We start from the raw sequence: 20,380 nt of genomic DNA, 5'->3' as shown, positions 1-20,380 counted from the left end.
GGTTAATCTGGTGGGTGGGCCGCCCACCGGGCCTTCCGGAGCATGTGCACGGGGCGAGCACGGTGCAGGCGCAGTCACTCGTTCGGGACCGTAACCGGTGACCCCCGACCGCCTCTGCGGTTGAGCCCTACGGATAGCCAGGCCCTTGATGAACGGACGTGCTCAACATGCCGCCACGGCTCAGTGTCGTTGTCCCCGTCTACAACGTGGAACTCTTCCTGACGGACTGTCTGAAGTCCCTCGCGGAGCAGACCATGACCGACCTCGAGGTGGTGATGGTCGACGACGGGTCCACCGACGGCAGCGCCGCGCTGGCCGCCGAGTTCGCCGCGAGCGACGACCGCTTCAAGCTGGTCAGGCAGAAGAACGGCGGACTGGGGCACGCCCGTAACACCGGCTTCCGCAACGCCCACCCGGAGAGCCGCTACCTGGCCTTCTGCGACAGCGACGACATCATCCCGCCGAACGCCTACGAGCTGCTGGTCGAATCGCTGGAGGAGACCGGCTCCGACCTGGCGTCCGGCAACGTCCTGCGGCTGCGCGCCGGCGGCAAGCTGGTCCAGTCGCCGATGTTCCGCAAGCCCATGGCGACCACCCGCAAGCGCACCCACGTCTCGCGCGACCTGGACCTCCTCGGCGACCGCATCGCCTGCAACAAGGTCTTCCGCCGCTCCTTCTGGGACAAGCACGAGTTCGCCTTCCCGGTCGGCGCGCTGTACGAGGACATCCCCGTCGTGTTGCCCGCCCACTTCCTGGCCGGCTCGGTCGACATCGTCAAGGACCCCGTCTACTACTGGCGCGACCGTCCCGGCTCCATCACCACCAGCCGGGCCGTCGTCCGCGGCATCCACGACCGCGTCGCCCACGTCCAGGGCGTCTCGGAGTTCCTGGCGGAGAACCGCACCCCCGCCGACAAGAACCACTACGAGGCCCACGCGCTGGCCAACGACCTCTGGTACTTCATGGAGGTCCTGCCGGACGGCGACCAGGAGTACCGGGACGCGTTCCTCACGTACACCAACAAGTTCATCGACCAGGTCGACCCCGCGGTGCTCGACGGGCTGCCGCTGCGCCTGCGCGTGATGTGGTATCTGGTGCGCGAACACCGCATGGACGAGCTGCTGGCGCTGCTCCTCCAGGAGAAGCGGGAGCCCGGCGCGTTCGAGGTCAGCGGCATGCGCCGGCGCGTCGCCCACTACCCCGTCCTCACCCGGCCGCTGCCCGCGCCCGTTGCGCGCGTCGGCGACCGCGACCTGCCGCTCGCCGCCCGGCTGCGCGATGCCCAGTGGCGCGACGGCAAGCTGCACCTCAGCGGCTACGCGTACATCCGCAACCTGCCGGTCAGCTCCGGGGTCAGTGAGTTCCGGATCGGCTGGCTGCGGGCCGGCCGGCGCCACGTCGTCCCGCTCCGGCTGCGCCGCACCGACGAGCCCGAGGCCACCACCCGCTCCCGGCAGAGCCTGCACGATTACCACCGGGCCGGCTTCGAGACCTCCGTCGACGCCTCCAAGCTCCGCATCCAGGGAGACAGCGGCCCCAAGCAGCTCACCTTCCAGTTCCAGGTCGGCATCGCCCGGGGCGGCCTGCTCCGCCGTGCCTTCCCCTCGGTCCGCGAGGCGTCCGTCGCGCCGCCCGTCCACCGCCCCGACGGCGACCACCGCATCGCCTCCGCGTTCGAGGGCGACAAGCTCGTACTGCACTCCGAGCGCGTCGACGCCCGCTTCGAGACCCACGGCCCCGGCGAGCGGCCCGGCACCGTCAAGGTGACCGGCGTGGTCCGCGCCCGCCTCGTCAAGGACGAGCTGACGCTGGTCCTGACGCACGGCGCCACCAAGACCACCGTCGAGGTCCCCGTCACCGTGGGCACCGGCGCCGGAGCCGGCTGGAACCGCTTCACCGCCGAGCTGCCGCTCGCCGCGGTCGAGGCGAACCGCCCCGCCGGCGAGGAGACCCCGAAGAACGTCGCGTACAGCATCCATCTCGTCGGCACGGGCCTGAAGGCGTCGCTCGACGCGCCCGGCTCGGTCCACCCCGGCCGCTACCCGCTCGCCGACGGGCCGGACGGCGTCCGCCGCGAGCTGGCCCTCGTCGTCAGCGCGCGCGGCAACCTGGTCATCGGCGACCGCGTTGTGCAGCCCGCCGTCGAGCTGGCCAGCTGGACGGACGACGGCCGGCTCTTCCTGGAAGGCACCTTCCCCGAGGACCCGGAGCACCCGGTCGAGCTGGTTGTGCAGAACAGCGCCCACCGCGAGGAGCAGGTCTTCCCGGTCGAGTTCACCGGACCCGAGAGCGCCCGCCGCTTCCGCGCCGAGCTGCGGCCGGACGCCGTGGAGGGACCGGGCGGCGCCGTGCCGCTCGGCGAGGGCAACTGGTACTTCTTCTTCCGGGACAAGGGCGCCGCCGACGAGAGCGGCGACCGCGCGCTGCGGCTCCCCGCCTCCGCCTTCCACACCCTGCCCGCCACCCGCACGCTCGGCGGCCGCGACTACACCCTGGAGCGCCGCTTCGGCGACCAGCTCCTCGTCGTCTCCGGCCCCGTGCTCAGCGCCGCCGAGCGCGGCCCGCGCGCCAAGCGCCTGCTGAGCGAGGCGTACGCGGCACAGCGCTCCGAGCCGCTGCGCGCCGCAGCGCTCTACAGCACCTTCGACGGCCGCCAGTACTCGGACTCGCCGCGCGCCGTCTACGAGGAACTGGTGCGCCGGGGCACCGAGGTGGAGCACATCTGGGTCGTCCGCGACCAGCAGGCGATCGTCCCCGAGGGCACCACCGCCGTCGAGCACGGCTCGGCCGCCTGGCACGAGGCGCTGGCCCGCAGCCGCTACGTCATCACCAACACGCAGCTGCCCGAGTGGTTCGTGCGCCGCGAGGACCAGACGGTCGTCCAGACCTGGCACGGCACCCCGCTCAAGCGCATCGGCCTCGAACTCGCGGGCACCGCCCAGGCGAACGCCGGGTACATCGCGACCCTCGCCGAGCGGGCCAAGCAGTGGAACTTCCTGGTCTCGCCGAACACGTACTCCACGCCCGTCCTGCGCCGCTCGTTCGGCTTCGAGGGCGAGGTGCTGGAGTGCGGCTACCCGCGCAACGACATCTTCCACGCCCCGGACCGCGCCAAGGTCGCCACCGCGGTACGGGAGAAGCTGGGCATCCCGGCCGGCAAGCGCGTCGTCCTGTACGCGCCGACGTGGCGCGAGGACCAGCGCCTCGGCGGCGGACGCTATTCGCTCGGCCTCCAGCTCGACCTGGCCGCTGCCGAACGCGAACTCGGCGAGGACACCGTGCTCCTGGTGCGCCGTCACTACATGGTCACCGACCGGCTCCCGGACAGCGGCACGGGCTTCGTCAAGGACGTCTCGCGCTACCCGGACGTCGGCGAGCTCATGCTCATCAGCGACGCCCTGGTCACCGACTACTCCTCGCTGATGTTCGACTTCGCCCAGACCGGGCGGCCGATGCTCTTCCACACGTACGACCTGGAGCACTACCGCGACACGCTGCGCGGGTTCAGCTTCGACTTCGAGAAGCGGGCGCCCGGGCCCCTGATCCCGGACTCCGACGACCTGATCGCCGCGCTGAAGGACCCCGAGCGGGCGATCGCCGGACACGCCAAGGCGTACGAGCAGTTCCGGCACGACTTCTGCGACCTGGACGACGGCCGGGCCACCGCCCGCGTGGTCGACCGCATGCTGTAGTCGCCACTGATGAGCCCCGATGCCCGGCCGGTCCCTACCGGCCGGGCATCGGTGTTTCCATGGCCGGTGTTTACGCCACGGTGACGATTCGCTGCGTCGCATAGCGTCGCCGCCTTGCTACGTTCTGCTTTCATGGGTATCCGAATGTGGGGCGAAACGGACGTGCGGCGAGCCAGGGCCGTCGTGCTCGTCGCGGCGACCGCGGGCCTCCTCACCCGCATGATCATCGCGGCCAACTCGCCCGGCCCCGCCGACGTGCGGATCTTCGAGGGGTTCGCGAAGGCCATCACCGGGTACGGCCCCGTCCGCATCTACGCGCACCCGCTCCCCGGGCTTCCCGTCTACAACCACCCGCCGCTGGCCGGGTGGATGCTGCTGGGCCTCGACCGCCTCACCGAACTCGGCTTCTCCTTCGCCACGCTGATCCGCGTTCCCGCGTCGGCCGCCGACTTCGCCTGCGCGGTCCTCGTGTTCGAGATCGTCCGCCGCCGCGCCACCCCGCGCACCGCGATGCTCTGCGGGACCGGGGTCGCCGTCAGCCCGGTGCTCATCGCGACCTCCGGCTACCACGGCAACACCGACGCCGTCGCCGTCGCCTTCGCGCTGGCCGCCGCCCACCTGCTGGCCGACCGGAAGGCCCCGCTCGCGGCGGGCGTCGCCGCGGCGCTGTCCATCAGCGTCAAGTTCATCCCGGTCGTGGTGATCCCGGCCCTCCTCGTGGCCGCCCTGCGCGGCGGACGGCCGGTCCTGGGCCGCTTCGCCGCCGGGCTCGCCGGGGTCACCGCGCTCGTGTGGGGGCCGGCGCTGCTGACCGTGCCCCTGGACCTGGTGCACAACGTCCTGGAGTACGCGGGCGGCAGCTACCGGCTGTGGGGGCTCGTGCGGTTCGCGGACGTCCTCGGCGCGCCGGAGCCGGTCATCGCCTTCGTGCAGGGCGGCGGCCACTTCCTCTTCGTCCTCGTGTGCGTGGCCGCGGGCGCCCGGCTCGCCTGGCTGCGGCCCGCCGAGGCGCCCGGGGTGGTCGCCGCCACGCTGGGCCTGCTGCTGCTCCTGTCCACCGCGTCCGGCCTCCAGTACCTGACCTGGGCCGCCGCCGGGATGTTCGTGCTCGGCCCGGTCGAGGGGTTCGCGTACAGCGCGGTCGTCGGCCTGGTCGCCGTCCTCGGCTACAGCGGGCGGTCCGCCGTGCGCTGGAGCGAGCCCGTGCTGTACCTGGGCGCGGCCGGCTGGTTCGTCCTGGCGGTGGGCCTGTTCACCGGCGTACGCCGCATCCTCGCCACACCCCCGGACGCCGCCCCCACCGAGCGGGCAGCGATCTCCGCACCCCGTACGGAATTCCGCTCCTGCTCCACCGTCGACTGATCCCGCACCCCCCGTCCCCGACCGCAACTGGAGAACGCCCCGTGAAGGAAAGCCCGAGCCCCAGGATCGGCATCCTGGTGGTCGCGTACAACGCGGAGACAACGCTGGAGAAGACCCTCGACCGGATTCCGGAGGACTTCCGGTCGCGGATCGACGAGATCCTGATCCTGGACGACGCGAGTCACGACGCCACCTTCACGGCGGGCTGCCGCTGGTCGCAGGCCGAGGGCATGCCGCGGACCGTCGTGATGCGGCACACCAAGAACCTCGGCTACGGCGGCAACCAGAAGGCCGGATACGCGCTGGCCGCCGAGCACGGACTCGACATCATCGTGCTGCTGCACGGCGACGGGCAGTACGCCCCCGAACTGCTGCCCGAGATGGTCGCACCCATCGAACGCGGCGAGTGCGAAGCGGTGTTCGGGTCCCGGATGATGACCTCCGGCAGCGCGCTCAAGGGCGGCATGCCGCTGTACAAGTGGCTCGGCAACCGCGTCCTCACCCGGCTGGAGAACGGCCTCCTGGGCTCGGACCTCACCGAATTCCACTCCGGCTACCGCGCGTACAGCGTCGCCGCCCTCAAGCAGCTGCCCGTCGACCGGAACACCGACGCCTTCGACTTCGACACCCAGATCATCGTGCAGCTGCTCAACGCGGGCATGCGGATCAAGGAGATCCCCGTCCCCACCTACTACGGCGACGAGATCTGCTACGTCAACGGCATGAAGTACGCCAAGGACGTGATCAAGGACGTCCTCGAATACCGGCTGGCCGTCAAGGGGTTCGGGACCTGCCGGTGGATTCCCAAGCCCGTCGAGTACGCCTTCAAGGAGGGCGACGGCTCCTCGCACGCGGTCATCCTGGAGAAGATGCGCGCGCTGCCGCCCGGCCGCGTCCTGGACCTCGGCTGCTCCGGCGGACTGTTCGCCGAGCGGCTGGAGTCCCTGGGCCACGAGGTGACCGGCGTCGACTACGTGGAGGTGCCCGGCGTCCGCGACCGGTGCAGCCACTTCCACCTCGCCAACCTGGAGGAGGGGCTGCCCGCCGAGGCCGGGACCGGCTTCGACTACGTGGTGGCCGGTGACGTCATCGAGCACCTGTCACGCCCCGAACACGTCCTCGCCGAGGCGGCGTCCGTGCTGCGGCCGGGCGGCCGGATGCTGCTGTCCGTTCCCAACTTCAGCCACTGGTACTCCCGGCTGCGGGTGGCCGTCGGCGCCTTCGACTACGACCGCCGCGGCATCCTCGACGAAACGCATCTGCGCTTCTTCACCCGGGCCAGCCTGCGCCGCACCGTGCGCGCCGCGGGCTACGACGTGCTCGAACTCTCCTCCACCGGAGCGCCGTTCTGGTCGCTGCTCGGCCGGGGCCCGCTCGCCGCCGTGCTCGGCGGGGCGTCGAGGCTGCTGACCCGCGTCCGGCCGACGCTGTTCGGCTATCAGCACGTCGCGCTGCTCACCCCGCACGCGGCCGAGACGATCATCGCTGGAGAGCACGTCGATGTACAGGACATCCTCAACCGACAGTACGTCCCCGCCGACCGGGTCGGTGTCTGAGGCGCCCCGCCCCGGACCCGCGCCCGCCCGGACGCCCGAACCCCCCGCCCCCGCAGTCAGGAGCAAGCCCTTGACCCTCCCCAGTGTGCTGCTGCTCCTGTTCGCCGTGTTCTCGTCGGCGGGCGGCCAGATCATGCTCAAGCACGGAATGAAGGGCGCCGCGGCCGCCGCCGGGCGCGACGGCGGCTCCGTCGCCCTGCGCGCCGCGGGCAGCCCCTGGGTCGTGTTCGGGCTGCTCGTCTTCGCGGTGTCCGCGCTCGCCTGGATGACGACGCTGGCGAAGGTGCCGCTCTCCGTCGCGTACCCCTTCAACGCGCTCGGCTACCTGCTGATCGTGCTGGCCGGGGCGACCGTGCTGCACGAGCGGACCTCGCTGTGGACCTGGGGCGGCTCGCTGCTCGTGGTGGTCGGCCTGATCACGGTCATGGCCGGTCAGCAACGCTAGGGCGTGTCGCCGAAGGGCCCGCACCGGAACGTTCCGGTGCGGGCCCTTCGGCGTCGTACGGTCTAGGACTCCTCGCCCAGCAGCACGCGGCGCACCACGCGCTCGGCGGCGCGGCCGTCGTCGTACGGGCAGAAGCGCTCCTTGAACGCCTTCAGCAGCGCCTCGTTCTCCGGGCTGTTCCAGCTGCCGTCGGTGAAGATCGCCGCCAGCTCGTCCGTGTTCGTGGCCACGGCACCCGGCGTCTCGCCCGGCTGCCCGGACAGCAGGTCGAAGACGACACCGCGGACCGTGCGGTACGTCTCCCAGTCCGGGGCCAGGATCACGATCGGACGGTTCAGGTGGGCGTAGTCGAACATCACCGAGGAGTAGTCGGTGACCAGCGCGTCCGCCGCGAGGCACAGGTCCTCGACGCGCGGGTACGTGGAGACGTCGATGACCGACGCGTTCTCCGGGAGGCCCGAGCCGCCGTAGAAGTAGTGGGCGCGCATGAGGACCACGGTGTCCGGGCCGACGGCCGCGCAGAACCGGTCCAGGTCCAGGCGGTTGGTGAAGCCCGCCTCGTAGTCGCGGTGCGTCGGCGCGTAGAGCACGGCGCGCTGGCCGGGGCGGATGCCCAGGTCCTCGCGGATCTTGGCGATCTGCTCCTCGGTGGCCGTCGCGAAGACGTCGTTGCGCGGGTAACCGGTCTCCAGCGGGCGCGCCGCGCTCGGGTAGGCGCGGGACCACACCTCGGTGGAGTGCGGGTTGGCCGAGACGCTCCAGTCCCAGCGGTCCACGCGCTTCAGCAGCCGGTCGAAGTTGAGCCCCTGGGCCGCGGCCGGGTAGTTCTGCTGGTCCATGCCCATGATCTTCAGCGGGGTGCCGTGGTGGGTCATGACATGGATCTGGCCGGGGCGCTTGACCAGGTGGTCCGGGAAGTTGACGTTGTTGAAGAAGTACGTGGCACGGGCCAGCACCGACCAGTAGCGGCGGGTTCCGGGCACCACGTAGTCGATGCCCTTGGGCACCGAGTCCACGTTCTTCTTCGACACCACCCAGACGCCGTGGATGTCGGGCGCCAGCTCCTTCGCCTTGCGGTAGATCGCCTCCGGGTTGCAGCTCACGCCGCGGTTCCAGTAGGCGGCGTACACGGCCAGCTTCGGGTCCAGCGGCAGCTTGCGCTGCGCCTTGTAGTAGCGCTTGGTGAACTGCTTCTTCGCCTTGGCGCGGGCCGTGCTGGGCGCGGCCCGCAGGCTGCGGCGGGTGGCGAGCGCGGTGTCCAGGGCGCCGAGCGCGGTGTACTTGCCGCCGCCCATCAGCTGCGGGCGCAGCCCCTTGGCGCCGCCGGGGAACTTGAAGCCCTCCGGGCGGTGCGCGCGGTGGAACGCGCCGACCGCGCCCACGTACTGCCGGCGGCGCTTGGTCACCGTCGGGTACGCGGTCAGCAGCTCCTGCACCGCGCGGTCGAAGAGGAGGCCGCGCACGTCCTTCAGGGCCGGGCGCGCCTCCACGAAGGTCATCAGCGCGTCGTACGCCTCGACCAGCTCCAGCGGGGTCGAGCCCGTCCGGGGCTCCACGTCGTCCACGAGGCCGGGCAGATAGCGCTGCTGGCGGTGCTCGACGCAGGCGGTGCCCAGCGTGGCCACCGAGGCGGCGACGGCGACGGTCGCCAGCGCGTACATCCGCTCGCCGTGCGGGCCCGGGCCGAAGGTCACGGACTCGCGCTCCAGGAGGGCGCGGCGGACCGCGCGGTTCCAGGAGACCGGGGCGAGGTCGAGGAGGTCCGGGCGCTTCGCCAGGGTGAGCGGGCCCTCGGGCATCCCCTCCAGCTTCTGCAGGGACCGCGTCGAGCGGACCTTGCCGCGGAAGGGGCGCTTCTGGTGGCCGAAGAGCAGCACGTCTGGGTCGCCGGTGGCGTCCAGCCGGTCCGCGACGGCCTGGAGCGCGCCGGGCAGGAGGACGTAGTAGCCCTCCAGGAAGAGGACGTACTCCCCGGCGGCCTCCTCGATCCCGGCGTTCCGGCGGCCGTGCGCACCGGCGCCCGGCTCCAGGTGCACGGCCCGGACGCGGCTGTCGCGGGCGGCGAACTCGTCCAGGACCAGGCCCGAGCCGTCCGGCGCGCCGTCGTCCACCCCGATGACCTCGATGTCCGTGAACGACTGCGAGAGCACCGACTCCAGGCACTCGCGCAGGCTTCCTCGGGCGCGACGGACAGGGATGATGACACTCAGCCGGGGCATACGGACTCTTTCTCGGACTGTGCGTACTGGGAGACCACACAGCGTACTGGGGCGGGCTCCGCAGGACGGGTCAGGGGGCGGGCAGGCGTACGAAGGCCGAAGAGACGGGCGCGTCGGGCCCGTGAGCGGTCGACCGCGCGGCTGATGAAGGCCCCACTTATCATACTACCCGGGACAGTAAGTGAACCTTGGGCAATAGGGGGCGTGCGGACCCATGACGGGCGCCCGCGCGGCGCGTGATTCCGGGCACCGCACGACTGCGGGGCACCCCGGCGGAGTGCCCCGCGCCGTGACGTGACCGCGTGACCGCTACTTGACCGCCCCCGCCATCACGCCGGAGACGAACTGGCGCTGGAAGGCGAAGAACACCGCCAGCGGGATCACCATCGAGACGAAGGCGCCGGGCGCCAGCACGTCGATGTTGTTGCCGAACTGGCGCACCTGCTGCTGGAGCGCCACCGTGATCGGCGGCGACCCGGAGTCCGCGAAGATCAGCGCGACCAGCATGTCGTTCCAGACCCACAGGAACTGGAAGATCCCGAGCGAGGCGATGGCCGGACCGCCCAGCGGCATCACGACCCGGGTGAAGAGGCGTATCTCACCCGCCCCGTCCAGCCGCGCCGCCTCCAGGAGCTCCCGGGGGATCTCCGCGAAGAAGTTGCGCAGCAGGAAGATCGCGAACGGCAGCCCGAACGCGGTGTGGAAGAGCACCACACCGAGCGTCGTCTCGAAGATCCCGATCTCGCCGAACAGCTTCGACACCGGGATCAGCGCCACCTGTACGGGGACCACCAGCAGCCCCACGACCAGCAGGAACCACCAGTCGCGGCCGGGGAAGTCCATCCACGCGAACGCGTATCCCGCGAGCGAGCCGATCACCACGACCAGGACCGTGGACGGCACGGTGATCATGACCGTGGAGAGCAGCGAGTCGGTGATCGCCGAATTGTCGAGCAGCCGGGAGTAGTTGTCGACGGTGAGCTCGGAGGGGGCGGTGAAGACCTGCCACCAGCCGGTCGACGCGATCTTGTCCGGGCTGCGCAGCGAGGAGAGCAGCAGCCCGATCGTCGGCATCAGCCAGAACAGGGCCACCAGGACCAGGAAGACCCGCATCACGCCGCCGCCGGCCCGCGCCGCGAGCCGCGCGCCCACCGACCGGGTCGCCGGTGCCGAGGGTGTCGTCATCGGCGCCCCTCCTTCCGTATCCGCCTGATGTTGAAGAGCATCACCGGGATCACCAGCAGCAGCAGGAGCACGGCGATGGCGCTGCCGACCCCGAGGTCCGCGTCCGTGCCGAACGAGGACCGGTACAGCTGGAGCGCCAGCACGTTGGCGTCGTCCTGGGACGAGCCGGGCGCGATGATGAACACCAGGTCGAAGACCTTCAGCACGTTGATCATCAGCGTGACGAGCACCACCGCGAGGACCGGCGCGAGCATCGGCACCGTGATCCGGCGGAACACCTGCCACTCGTTGGCCCCGTCCACCCGGGCCGCTTCGAGGAGTTCACGCGGCAGCCCGGCCAGGCCCGCCGCGATCAGCACCATCGCGAAGCCCGCCCACATCCACACGTAGCTCCCGATGATCCCGGGCGTCACGAGCGTCGGGCCGAGCCAGTCCACGCCGTTGTACGGCTCCCTGAAGTTGGACGCCGGGAGGCGCAGTTCGGCACCGTCCGCCGAGGCGGGCAGCGTGAACGTGCCGTCCGCCGCGGCCTCGGCGGTCGCGACCACCTCGCCGCCCTTGACGGCCTCCACCTTCAGGCCCTTGAGCCCGAGCTCCTTGGCGTCGATGACATTGGGCTTGCCGCCGCCGCCCTTGGTGAAGTCCAGCCACGCGGTGCCGGTGACCGCGCCGTCCCCGGCCGCCGCCGGGGCCTTCGCCGGCTTCGCGTCGCCGGGCATCTTCGCCGGGAGCACCCCGACCAGGGGGAGCCGGACCGGCTGCCCGGCGTGCACGGTGGTCTTCGTCACGAAGGTCCCGCCGCCCGCCGCCTCGAGCGGGGCCACGGGCAGCGGATGCGCCTTCGGGAAGCCCGAGGACTCGGCGAACGTGTCGTGCACGCCCACCCACACCGCGTTGGCGACCCCGCGCTCGGGCGCCTGGTCGTACACGAGGCGGAAGATGATGCCCGCCGCCAGCATGGAGATCGCCATCGGCATGAAGACGACCAGCTTGAAGGCCGTGCCCCAGCGGATGCGCTCGGTCAACACCGCGAAGATCAGTCCCAGCGCGGTGGAGACCGTCGGCGCGAAGACCACCCAGATCGCGTTGTTCTTGACCGCCGTGCGGATGGTGTCGTCCGTGAACAGCGTCTTGTAGTTGTCGATGCCGGCGAAGCCCGTACCCGCCTGGTCGAAGAACGACCGGTAGACGGAGTACACGATCGGGTACACGACGAGCGCCCCGAGCAGCACCAGCGCCGGCAGCAGGAAGAGCCCCGCGATCACCCTGCGGGTGCCGGTGACGCTCCGGGGCGCGCGCCCCGGGGTGCCGGCCGGGGCGGGCTTCCTGGGGGCGGGCACACGGGGCCCGCCGGACCGTTGCCTGTCGGCGGGGAGCGCCTCGTCGGCGCCCCCCGCTGCCGCTGTCGTCATGGCGTCAGCTCTTGTACGCCTTGGCCGCGTCGGACTCCAGCCTGGCTTGAGTCCCCGCGATGTCCTTCGGGTTCTTCAGGAAGTCCTGGAGGGTCTTCCACTCGCCCTTCCCCGGTGTCCCGCCGAACGACTGCGGGGCCTGGTCGGACATGTCGAACCGGACGGAGTCACCGGCCGCGATCAGCGCCTTGGCCATCGTGCGCTGCACGTCGTTCGGGTACGCGGCGGCGTCCAGGCCCTTGTTCGGCGAGATGAACCCGCCCTGCTCGGCGGCGATCTTCGCGGCGTCCGCGGAGGCGAGCCAGGTCAGGAGCGCCTGGGCGCCCTTGCCGTCCTTCAGCGCGATGGCCGCGTCGCCACCGGTCACCACGGGCGACTCGGCGCCGACCGCGGGGAACGGGAAGACCTTGGCGTCCGTGCCGATCTTCGCCTTGGTCTGCGCGATGTTGACGCCGACGAAGTCGCCCTCGTAGACCATGGCGGCCTTGGGCTGGTCGCCGCCGGTGAAGGTCTGCGTGACCGACGCCGGGAACTCGGTCTGGAGCGCGCCGTCCGCGCCGCCCGCGATCAGGGACGGCTTGCCGAACAGCTGGGCCAGCGTGGTCAGCGCGTCCTTGACGGACGGGTCCGTCCACTTGATCTTGTGCTGGGCGAGCTGGTCGTACTTCTCCGGCCCCGCCTGCGACAGGTAGACGTTCTCGAACCAGTCGGTGAGCGTCCAGCCGTCCGCGCCGCCGACCGAGACCGGGGTGACGCCCGAGGCGGACACCGTCTCGGCGGTCGCCAGGAAGTCCTTCCAGGTCTTCGGCTCGCTCGCGCCCGCGTTCTCGAACGCCTTGGTGTTGTACCAGACCAGCGACTTGTTGGCGGCCTTGAAATACACCCCGTACTGGGTGCCGTCCACCGTGCCGAGGTCCTGCCAGACCTTCGCGTAGTTCTTGCTCAGCTGGGCCTTCGCCTCGGCGCCGACCGGCTTGGCCCACTTCTTCGCGACGGCCTGCTGGATCGCCCCCACCTGCGGGATCATCGCGACGTCCGGCGGCTGCCCGCCCGCGATCTTCGTACCGAGGAAGTTGACGATCGGGTCCTGCGCCGGGACGAACGTCACCGTCGCGCCGGTCCGCTTCTCGAACTCCTTGAGGACCTTGACGAAGTTGGCCTGTTCCGGCCCCGTCCAGACCGCGGCGACAGAGAGCTTCTCACCGTCCAGTTTCGGTAAGGCGACACTCGGAGTGGAGCCCTTGCCCGTCGTGGAGCCGCCTTCGTCCGTCTTCTTGTCTCCGCCGTCACCGTCGCCGCCGCAGCCGGTGAGGGCCAGTGCGCCGATGGCGGTGAACACCACGGCCGCCCTGCGAATCCGTAGGGTTGTGCGCATCCCTGCCCCGTCTCTCTGTCCGCGTGCGCCCACCGGGCGCCGGGTCGGGAAGCCAGCGCTGCCGGTCGTGCGTCACGTCGTCGTGTGCGCCCAGTCCTATGCCCGGCGTTCTGGTGTCGCAATACCGCCTTCGGCCCCAAATCATTGATCGTGATGCCCTCGTGACGTGGGGTCAGTGCAGGTATCCGGCCATTGGGGACGATCCAGCCGCCCTCTTCCGGCCCCGTGCGGGGTGGCTTCGAGGGCGGCTCCGGCGTGACTCGGGCGGGGCTGGGCGGGCTCTCAGGTGGACAGGGGCGCGAGGGGGAGTGCGTTGACCGAACGCGCCGCCCGGTCCAGGGCGCTGGCGAGCAGCGCCAGGTCCGTCGGCCCGTTCCCCAGCTCGCGGACCGGGCGGCGGGTGGGCGGGTCGCCCATCCGTTCCCACTCCAGCGGGACGACCGTCGGGCGCAGCGTCGCCGTACGCGGGATGCGGCCGGTCACCCTGCCGCCCTGGAACGGCGTCACCCGCCCGTCGGGATGCCCCAGCCGCCCCCGGCCCGGCGCCGGTTCGTCCGGGGAGGGCGGGACCGCGGGCGGATCGAGCACGATGCGCAGCCGCGCGCCGCGGGCCAGCTCCGTGTCCTCCGTGCGGTCGGGGCGGGCCGAGGCCGCCACCAGGTGGATGCCGAGCCGCCCGCCGTCCCGGGCCACCGCCTCCAGCGCCCGCACCACCGAACCGGCCGCCGGCCGGCCCGGGGCGCCGAGCGCCGGGGCTATCAGCGCGTCGTAGTCGTCCACGAGCACCACCAGGCGGGGCAGCGGGGAGGGGCCCGGGTCCACGGGGCGGCCCGCCCCCGGGCGCAGGCGCAGGGTGCCGCTGAGGGGGGCCTCCACGTCGCCCCGTTGCTCCGGGACCGGGACGGCCGTCGTGCCGTTCTCGTCGCGGCTGTGCCACTCGGCGAAGTCGAGCTCGCCGAGCAGCTCGGCCCGCCGCTTCACCTCGCCGCCCAGCGCCTGGGCGAACTCCCGCATCCGGACCGGGTCCGAGGCCACCAGGTGCGTGAACGCGTGCGGCAACTCGGTGCACGGGCCCAGCGACTCGCCGCGTTCGCCGCCGGCGCCGTCGACCAGCACGATGCCCAGCCGGTCCGGCCGGGCGGCGGCCGCCAGCGACGCGGCGACGGCCCGCAGCAGCTCGGTCCGCCCGCTGCCGCCGGGGCCCTCGATGAGCAGGTGCGGCCCCTCGTCCGCGAGATCCACGCTCACCGGCCCGTGCGGCCCGGCCCCCAGCACGACGACGGGCCACCCGGCATGAACGGCCGGCCGCACGGCGGTGCGCGTCGCCGTCCGCGTCCCCCCGCCGGTGTCGGCGCCCCGCGCGACGACCTGGGGCCCATCGGCCTGCCGGGGACCGCTGACCCGGGGACGCGCGGGGGAGGGGTACGGGGTGCGTCCGGAGCCGGTCGTGGTGCTGTCCGGGTACGGAGTGCGGCCGGAGTCACCCGTTCCCGGGTACGCGGTGCGGCCCGGGTCCGTGGTGCCGTCCGGGTACGCCGTGCGGCCGGAGTCGCCGGTGCCGGTGCGGGGGTAAGGGGTGCGGCCGGAGCCGCCCGTGGCCGTGCCGGGGGACGGGGTGCGGCCCGAGCCCGTCGTTGTCGCGGACGGGTACGCCGTGCGGCCGGAGTCCGGGGAGTCGGCCGCCGTGCGTTGCGCGCCCACGCGGGGGGCCGGGTGGTCGTCCGCCGTGGACGCCCAGCGGGCCATCAGGGAGGCCGGGGTGGCGCGGGCCAGGCCCAGTTCGTCCAGGAGGCGGGCGGACGGCGGGAGCGCCACCGGCACCTGGCGGCCCGGCAGCGCGGCCGAGCCCTCCGCGCGGAGGGGAGCCAGCGCCCGGGCGAACCGCTGGGCCCAGTGCGCCGACACCGCGTCCACCGAGGCCACCGTGCCGTGGCCCGCGGCCCGGCCGCCCGCCGTGCGCAGCAGCCGCAGGGCCGTCGCCACGTCACCGCTGAGCATCCCGACCGCCCCGCACTCGCGGAAGGCGATCGACGCGTGGCACGCGGCCTCGTACGTCGCGGCGACCGGCGAGGTGGGCGTCGCGGCCGGGGTCTCGGCCAGACAGATCAGATGGACGCCCGCCGCCGCACCCGCCGCGGCCAGCCGGGCCGTGTTCTCGCGGAGGACCGCCGCTCCGGGGTCCCCGTCGAGGATCACCACCGTGAACGGGCCCTCGTAGCCGCGGGCGGCCTCGGCGACCGTGGCCGGGTCCTGGCTCGCCCAGCCGGGGCCGAGCGGTCCGTCGTCCAGCCGGCGGACCAGCTCGGCGGTGCGGGCGAGCGCCTGGTCCCGGTCGTAGGCGAGGAGCAGCCGGCAGTCCTGGCCGTGCATCGGGCGCAGATGGGGCAGCCAGCCCAGCCAGGCCCACTCGCGCCGCCGCTCCTCCGTGGTCCGCGCCCGGTCCGTGCTGATCAGCACGATCTCCAGGTCGGCGGGGGAGTGCAGCGCGGCCAGCTGGGCCACGGCGGACCGGGCGAGCCCGGCCAGCCGCTCCCGGGGCCCCGCGAGCCCCAGCGAACCGGCCTCGCGCAGGCTCACGGTCACCGGCACGGCGGGCAGGTCGGCCCGGTCGGTGGTGCCCAGCCGGACGACCAGCGCCTCCGGGTGCGCGGGGTCGCGCTCCCACAGCCGGGGGCCCGGGCCGAGCGCGGTCAGCAGGACGGCGGCCGGATCGGGCCAGGTGCCCTCGGGGGCGGTGGGCAGCGAGGTGAACGTCTCGGGGACGGGCGGGACCGGCTCGGCGGGGGCGCTCGCGGGCACCGGCTCGGCCCGGGCGCCCTTGAGCCGGCGGGCCCACGCCCCTATGCCGCCGCGCCTGGGCGCCTCCTGCTCCGGGAAGCGGCCCGGGTGCCCGGCGGCGGACCCGGGCCGGGACCCGTCCCCGGCGTCGGGGGCGGGGCGGTCGTGGGCGGGGCGGGCGGCCTCGGGCGAGGGGGAGGCCGGCGGGGCCGGGACCCGGGCGACCCGGAGGTGGCCCTCGCCGTCCGGGGCCGTCGGCAGCGCCGGCGGACGCGCGCCGGAGGCCAGCCGGAGCGTCGACTCACCGAGCCTCAGCAGCGCCCCCGGGGTCAGCCGGACCGGGCGGCCGTGGACCTCGGTGCCGTCCAGCGTGGTGCCGTTCGTGGAGCCCAGGTCGGCCACCGTGACCCGGCCGTCCTCCGAGACCGTCACCTCGCAGTGCAGCCGGGAGACATCGGGGTCGTCCAGCGGGACGTCGGCCTCGGCGGAGCGGCCGACCCGCACCGTGCCGCCGTGCAGCAGATGGACCCCGCCCGCGTCGGGACCGGCGACCACCTGGAGCTGGGCGGGGACCGCGTCGTCGGCGGTCTCGTCCTCGCCGGGCACCTGGAGCGAGAGCACCGCGCCGTCGACCAGGGGCGGCTCGCCGAGGGCGCACCGCTGCGCGTCCAGCCGCTCCCGGCCCGCGAACAGCACCACCGCACCACTGCCGAGGGAACCGTCGGGACCGGCGACGGCCATGGCCAGGCCCGACGCGACGGAGGCCAGTGCCGTGCCCGCGGGGGCGGTGACCAGCACATCGCAGGCGCGCGCCGGGGTCTGGCCGCTGGGCGGCGCGAGGACGGTCAGCCGGATCTGCATCGCCGTCAGCGGTCCCTTCTGCGCGCGGCACCGGCCGGGGGATCGCCCTGTGATTCCCCCCACCCGGCACGGACGCGTCGTCCGGTACAGGTTCGTCACGCACCGCGAGGCTCCCGACCGCGCAGTCGTGCTCCAGGCATCCTCGCACCTGCCACTGACAACACGCCCGGCGGTCATCAGTTAGTGATCTTGAAACGTCTGCTGTGGCCCCAAAAAGTGCGGCATGACCGGATTCCCGGCGCACGCCCTGGCAACCATCCGCCCCGGACGGACGTCTTCCCCCGGGACCCGGACCCGGCCGCCCTTCCCCTTACAGCCTCTAGAGTGGGCCGGAAACTCCGGGGGTACCCCGGGAACGATCCACCACGACCAGCAGGGAGCGCATGACGTGCGGCCGGTAGGCAGCAAGTACCTGCTCGAGGAGCCGCTGGGACGCGGCGCCACGGGCACCGTCTGGCGCGCCAGCCAGCGCGAGGCGGCGGGCGCCGAGGCGGCCGTGGCCGGCCGGCCCGGCGAGACCGTGGCGATCAAGGTCCTCAAGGAGGAGCTGGCCAACGACGCGGACGTGGTGATGCGATTCCTGCGGGAACGCTCCGTCCTGTTGCGGCTGACCCACTCCAACATCGTGCGCACCCGCGACCTCGTGGTCGAGGGCGACCTCCTCGCCCTCGTCATGGACCTGATCGACGGCCCCGACCTGCACCGCTACCTGCGCGACAACGGCCCGCTCACTCCGGTCGCGGCCGCCCTGCTCACCGCGCAGATCGCCGACGCGCTCGCCGCCAGCCACGCCCAGGGGGTCGTCCACCGCGACCTCAAGCCCGCCAACGTGCTGCTCGCCGACCCCGACGGCGCGATGCGCCCGATGCTCACCGACTTCGGCATCGCGCGCCTCGCCGACTCCCCGGGCCTGACCCGCACCCACGAGTTCGTCGGCACCCCCGCCTACGTGGCGCCGGAGTCCGCCGAGGGCCGCCCGCAGACCTCCGCCGTCGACATCTACGGCGCCGGCATCCTGCTGTACGAGCTGGTCACCGGCCGCCCGCCGTTCGCCGGGGGCACCGCGCTCGAAGTCCTGCACCGGCACCTCAGCGAGGAGCCGCGCCGCCCCAGCACCGTCCCCGAGCCCCTGTGGACGGTCATGGAGCGGTGCCTGAGCAAGGACCCGGACCGCAGGCCGAGCGCGGAGAACCTGGCCCGTGCCCTGCGTACCGTCGCCGACGGCATCGGGGTCCACGCGAGCGCCGCGCAGATCGCCGCCGCCGACGGGGTCGCCGCCCTGCTCGCGCCCGACCCGGCGCCCACCGCCGTCCCCGAGACCCCCGGCGCGGCCGACCCGACGCAGGTGCTGCCGAGCAACGCCGGCTCGTACGACCCGAACGGGGTCACCAGCGTCCTGCCGCACGGCGGCGCGCCCGGCGGCGGCTCCCAGGCCGACCCGACCGCCGTCATGCCGCCCGTGCCGCCGCGCCCCGACAGCGACCCGCGCCCCGAGGACCCGCACCCCTGGCAGTCCCAGCTCCGGGCCGCCCGCGACCGCAACGAGCAGACGCAGGTCCAGTACCTCGACCCGAGCGAGGACCCGCTGCGCCGCCGCCCGCAGCGCCGGCCGCAGCCCTCGCAGCAGCCGCGCGACCGGCAGCCGGGGTACCAGCAGCCCCAGAACCAGCAGTACGCGCATCAGCAGCGGCAGTACCAGCCGCAGCCGCAGCAGCAGTACCAGCCGCCGCAGCGCCAGCAGTACCAGCCCCAGCCGCAGCCGTACGCGCCGCCGCAGCAGCCCCAGCAGCCGCAGCGCGCGCCCCGCGAGCCGAGGCGCAGCGCCAACCCGATGAAGATCCCCGGGCTCGGCTGCCTCAAGGGCTGCCTGTTCACGCTGGTGCTGCTCGTCGTGGCGAGCTGGCTGATCTGGGAACTGACCCCGCTCAAGGACTGGATCGGGCAGGGCCAGAGCTACTGGAACGCGATCACCGACGCCGTCTCCACGGTGAAGGACTGGATCTCCGAACTGGGCGGCAGCAGCGGCTGACCGCGCGCGGAGGCGCACAACTCTGTAGCTATATCGACTTCCGCGGAACAATTCCGAGGCAATTCGCCCGCAGAAGCGAAGGTTGGCGCCAACCACGGCACGCGGGCCCCCGATCGCCGCGTAGCTTTGTCGACCGGGGGTTGTTGGGGTCCATCGCCAGCCGCTGAGGGAGCAGTCTTGGCACGGAAAATCGGCAGCCGGTACACCGCCCACCAGATACTGGGGCGCGGCAGCGCCGGCACGGTGTGGCTCGGGGAAGGACCCGAGGGCCCCGTCGCCATCAAACTGCTCCGCGAGGACCTGGCGTCCGACCAGGAGCTCGTCGGCCGGTTCGTCCAGGAGCGCACCGCGCTCCTCGGCCTCGGCCATCCGCACGTCGTCGCGGTCCGCGACCTCGTGGTCGACGGCAACGACCTCGCCCTCGTCATGGACCTGGTCCGCGGCACCGACCTGCGCACCCGGCTCGACCGCGAACGACGGCTCGCCCCCGAGGCCGCCGTCGCCGTCGTCGCGGACGTCGCCGACGGCCTCGCCGCCGCGCACGCCGCCGGGATCGTCCACCGCGACGTCAAGCCCGAGAACATCCTGCTGGACATGGAGGGGCCGCTCGGCCCCGGCAACTCCCACCCCGCCCTGCTCACCGACTTCGGCGTCGCCAAGCTCATCGACACCCCGCGCCGGACCCGGACCACCAAGATCATCGGTACGCCGGACTATCTGGCCCCCGAGATCGTGGAGGGCCTGCCGCCGCGCGCCGCCGTCGACATCTACGCCCTGGCCACGGTGTTGTACGAGCTCCTCGCGGGCTTCACGCCGTTCGGCGGCGGCCACCCCGGCGCCGTCCTGCGCCGCCACGTCACCGAGACCGTGGTCCCGCTCCCCGGCATCCCCGACGAGCTGTGGCAGCTGCTCGTCCAGTGCCTGGCCAAGGCCCCCGCCTCCCGGCTGCGCGCCTCGGAGCTGGCCGCCCGGCTGCGCGAGCAGCTGCCGCACCTGGCCGGCATCCCGCCCCTGGACGTGGACGAGCCGGACGAGGAGCCGGAGACCCCGCAGGGCTACGACGAGCAGCAGTACACCCCGTCGGGCGACGAGCCCCGCAGGCGCGGCGCGGTGCCGCTGGTGCCCGGCTCCACCCCGGACTCCAACCGCGACACCCACACGAGCATGCGCGTCCCGGCCCCGGACGAGCTGTCCGGCGGCCCTCGGGGCACCGCCCGCGCCCCGCGCGCCCCCGGCCGTCCCCGCCCCGGCTCGGCCCGCAACAAGTCGGCGGCCGTCCGCAAGCGCCGCCTGACCCTGGGGGCGGCGGCCCTCGTGCTGGTGGCCGGGCTCGGCGCGGCCGGCTGGCTCGCCCTGAGCGGCGACGACGCGGACCCGGGCCCCCAGGACACCAGGAACTCGGCGCCCGCACAGCCTTAGGGCCGGTGATCCGGCAGCCCGAGGAACGTACGCGCCGACAGCCGTTA

Annotated in this window: 11 protein-coding genes; 6 read left to right on the top strand and 5 right to left on the bottom strand. The window is 73.1% G+C overall.

Features of this window, described 5'->3' with window-relative positions:
* The first annotated feature begins 158 nt into the window (after positions 1–158).
* From AB0L33_RS16610 to AB0L33_RS16595, 4 genes are all read left to right on the top strand, one after another.
* Positions 159–3,692: a CDP-glycerol glycerophosphotransferase family protein gene (locus AB0L33_RS16610; RefSeq protein ID WP_365681933.1), complete on the top strand. Its 3,534-nt coding sequence runs from the start codon at positions 159–161 to the stop codon at positions 3,690–3,692.
* A gap of 132 nt (positions 3,693–3,824) precedes the next feature.
* Complete coding sequence (locus tag AB0L33_RS16605; protein WP_365681931.1) at positions 3,825–5,054, top strand: glycosyltransferase family 39 protein; 1,230 nt, start codon at positions 3,825–3,827, stop codon at positions 5,052–5,054.
* A 41-nt stretch (positions 5,055–5,095) separates the two neighbouring features.
* A complete protein-coding gene (locus AB0L33_RS16600; RefSeq protein WP_365681929.1) occupies positions 5,096–6,610 on the top strand; it encodes a bifunctional glycosyltransferase/class I SAM-dependent methyltransferase in 1,515 nt (504 codons plus the stop codon).
* A 70-nt stretch (positions 6,611–6,680) separates the two neighbouring features.
* On the top strand, positions 6,681–7,055 hold the full coding sequence (locus AB0L33_RS16595; RefSeq protein WP_242441999.1) for an EamA family transporter: 375 nt from the start codon (positions 6,681–6,683) through the stop codon (positions 7,053–7,055).
* Positions 7,056–7,117: 62 nt separating this feature from the next.
* Here the strand turns inward: AB0L33_RS16595 and AB0L33_RS16590 are convergent, their stop codons facing one another.
* The 5 genes from AB0L33_RS16590 to AB0L33_RS16570 all read right to left on the bottom strand — a co-directional run bounded on the left by AB0L33_RS16590 (position 7,118) and on the right by AB0L33_RS16570 (position 16,885).
* Positions 7,118–9,274: a bifunctional glycosyltransferase family 2 protein/CDP-glycerol:glycerophosphate glycerophosphotransferase gene (locus AB0L33_RS16590; RefSeq protein ID WP_365681927.1), complete on the bottom strand. Its 2,157-nt coding sequence runs from the start codon at positions 9,272–9,274 to the stop codon at positions 7,118–7,120.
* Positions 9,275–9,583: 309 nt separating this feature from the next.
* Entirely contained in the window at positions 9,584–10,459 is an 876-nt protein-coding gene (locus tag AB0L33_RS16585; RefSeq protein WP_365681925.1) for a carbohydrate ABC transporter permease, read from the bottom strand.
* The gene (locus tag AB0L33_RS16580; protein WP_365681923.1) at positions 10,456–11,871 is read right to left on the bottom strand and encodes a sugar ABC transporter permease; all 1,416 of its coding nucleotides are present in this window, start codon (positions 11,869–11,871) and stop codon (positions 10,456–10,458) included. The genes AB0L33_RS16585 and AB0L33_RS16580 overlap by 4 nt, the downstream gene beginning before the upstream one ends.
* Positions 11,872–11,875: 4 nt before the next feature.
* Complete coding sequence (locus AB0L33_RS16575) at positions 11,876–13,246, bottom strand: ABC transporter substrate-binding protein (protein ID WP_365681921.1); 1,371 nt, start codon at positions 13,244–13,246, stop codon at positions 11,876–11,878.
* A 282-nt stretch (positions 13,247–13,528) separates the two neighbouring features.
* On the bottom strand, positions 13,529–16,885 hold the full coding sequence (locus tag AB0L33_RS16570; RefSeq protein ID WP_365681919.1) for an FHA domain-containing protein: 3,357 nt from the start codon (positions 16,883–16,885) through the stop codon (positions 13,529–13,531).
* Positions 16,886–17,273: 388 nt separating this feature from the next.
* Here AB0L33_RS16570 and AB0L33_RS16565 point away from each other — a divergent pair, with 388 nt between their 5' ends.
* Both AB0L33_RS16565 and AB0L33_RS16560 read left to right on the top strand, forming a co-directional pair.
* A complete protein-coding gene (locus AB0L33_RS16565) occupies positions 17,274–18,914 on the top strand; it encodes a serine/threonine-protein kinase (protein WP_365681917.1) in 1,641 nt (546 codons plus the stop codon).
* A gap of 177 nt (positions 18,915–19,091) precedes the next feature.
* Entirely contained in the window at positions 19,092–20,333 is a 1,242-nt protein-coding gene (locus AB0L33_RS16560) for a protein kinase (RefSeq protein WP_365681915.1), read from the top strand.
* Positions 20,334–20,380: the final 47 nt, after the last annotated feature.

The sequence above is a fragment of the Streptomyces sp. NPDC052299 genome (assembly GCF_040679335.1).
Lineage (GTDB): Bacteria > Actinomycetota > Actinomycetes > Streptomycetales > Streptomycetaceae > Streptomyces.
This window is presented reverse-complemented; position numbering and strand designations above follow the sequence as displayed.

What these genes read in the sequence shown, in the direction of transcription:
- AB0L33_RS16575 (WP_365681921.1), bottom strand. Translation starts at nt 13,246, where the DNA reads ATGCGCACAACCCTACGGATTCGCAGGGCGGCCGTGGTGTTCACCGCC.
- AB0L33_RS16570 (WP_365681919.1), bottom strand. Translation starts at nt 16,885, where the DNA reads ATGCAGATCCGGCTGACCGTCCTCGCGCCGCCCAGCGGCCAGACCCCG.
- AB0L33_RS16590 (WP_365681927.1), bottom strand. Translation starts at nt 9,274, where the DNA reads ATGCCCCGGCTGAGTGTCATCATCCCTGTCCGTCGCGCCCGAGGAAGC.
- AB0L33_RS16585 (WP_365681925.1), bottom strand. Translation starts at nt 10,459, where the DNA reads ATGACGACACCCTCGGCACCGGCGACCCGGTCGGTGGGCGCGCGGCTC.
- AB0L33_RS16580 (WP_365681923.1), bottom strand. Translation starts at nt 11,871, where the DNA reads ATGACGACAGCGGCAGCGGGGGGCGCCGACGAGGCGCTCCCCGCCGAC.
- AB0L33_RS16605 (WP_365681931.1), top strand. Translation starts at nt 3,825, where the DNA reads ATGGGTATCCGAATGTGGGGCGAAACGGACGTGCGGCGAGCCAGGGCC.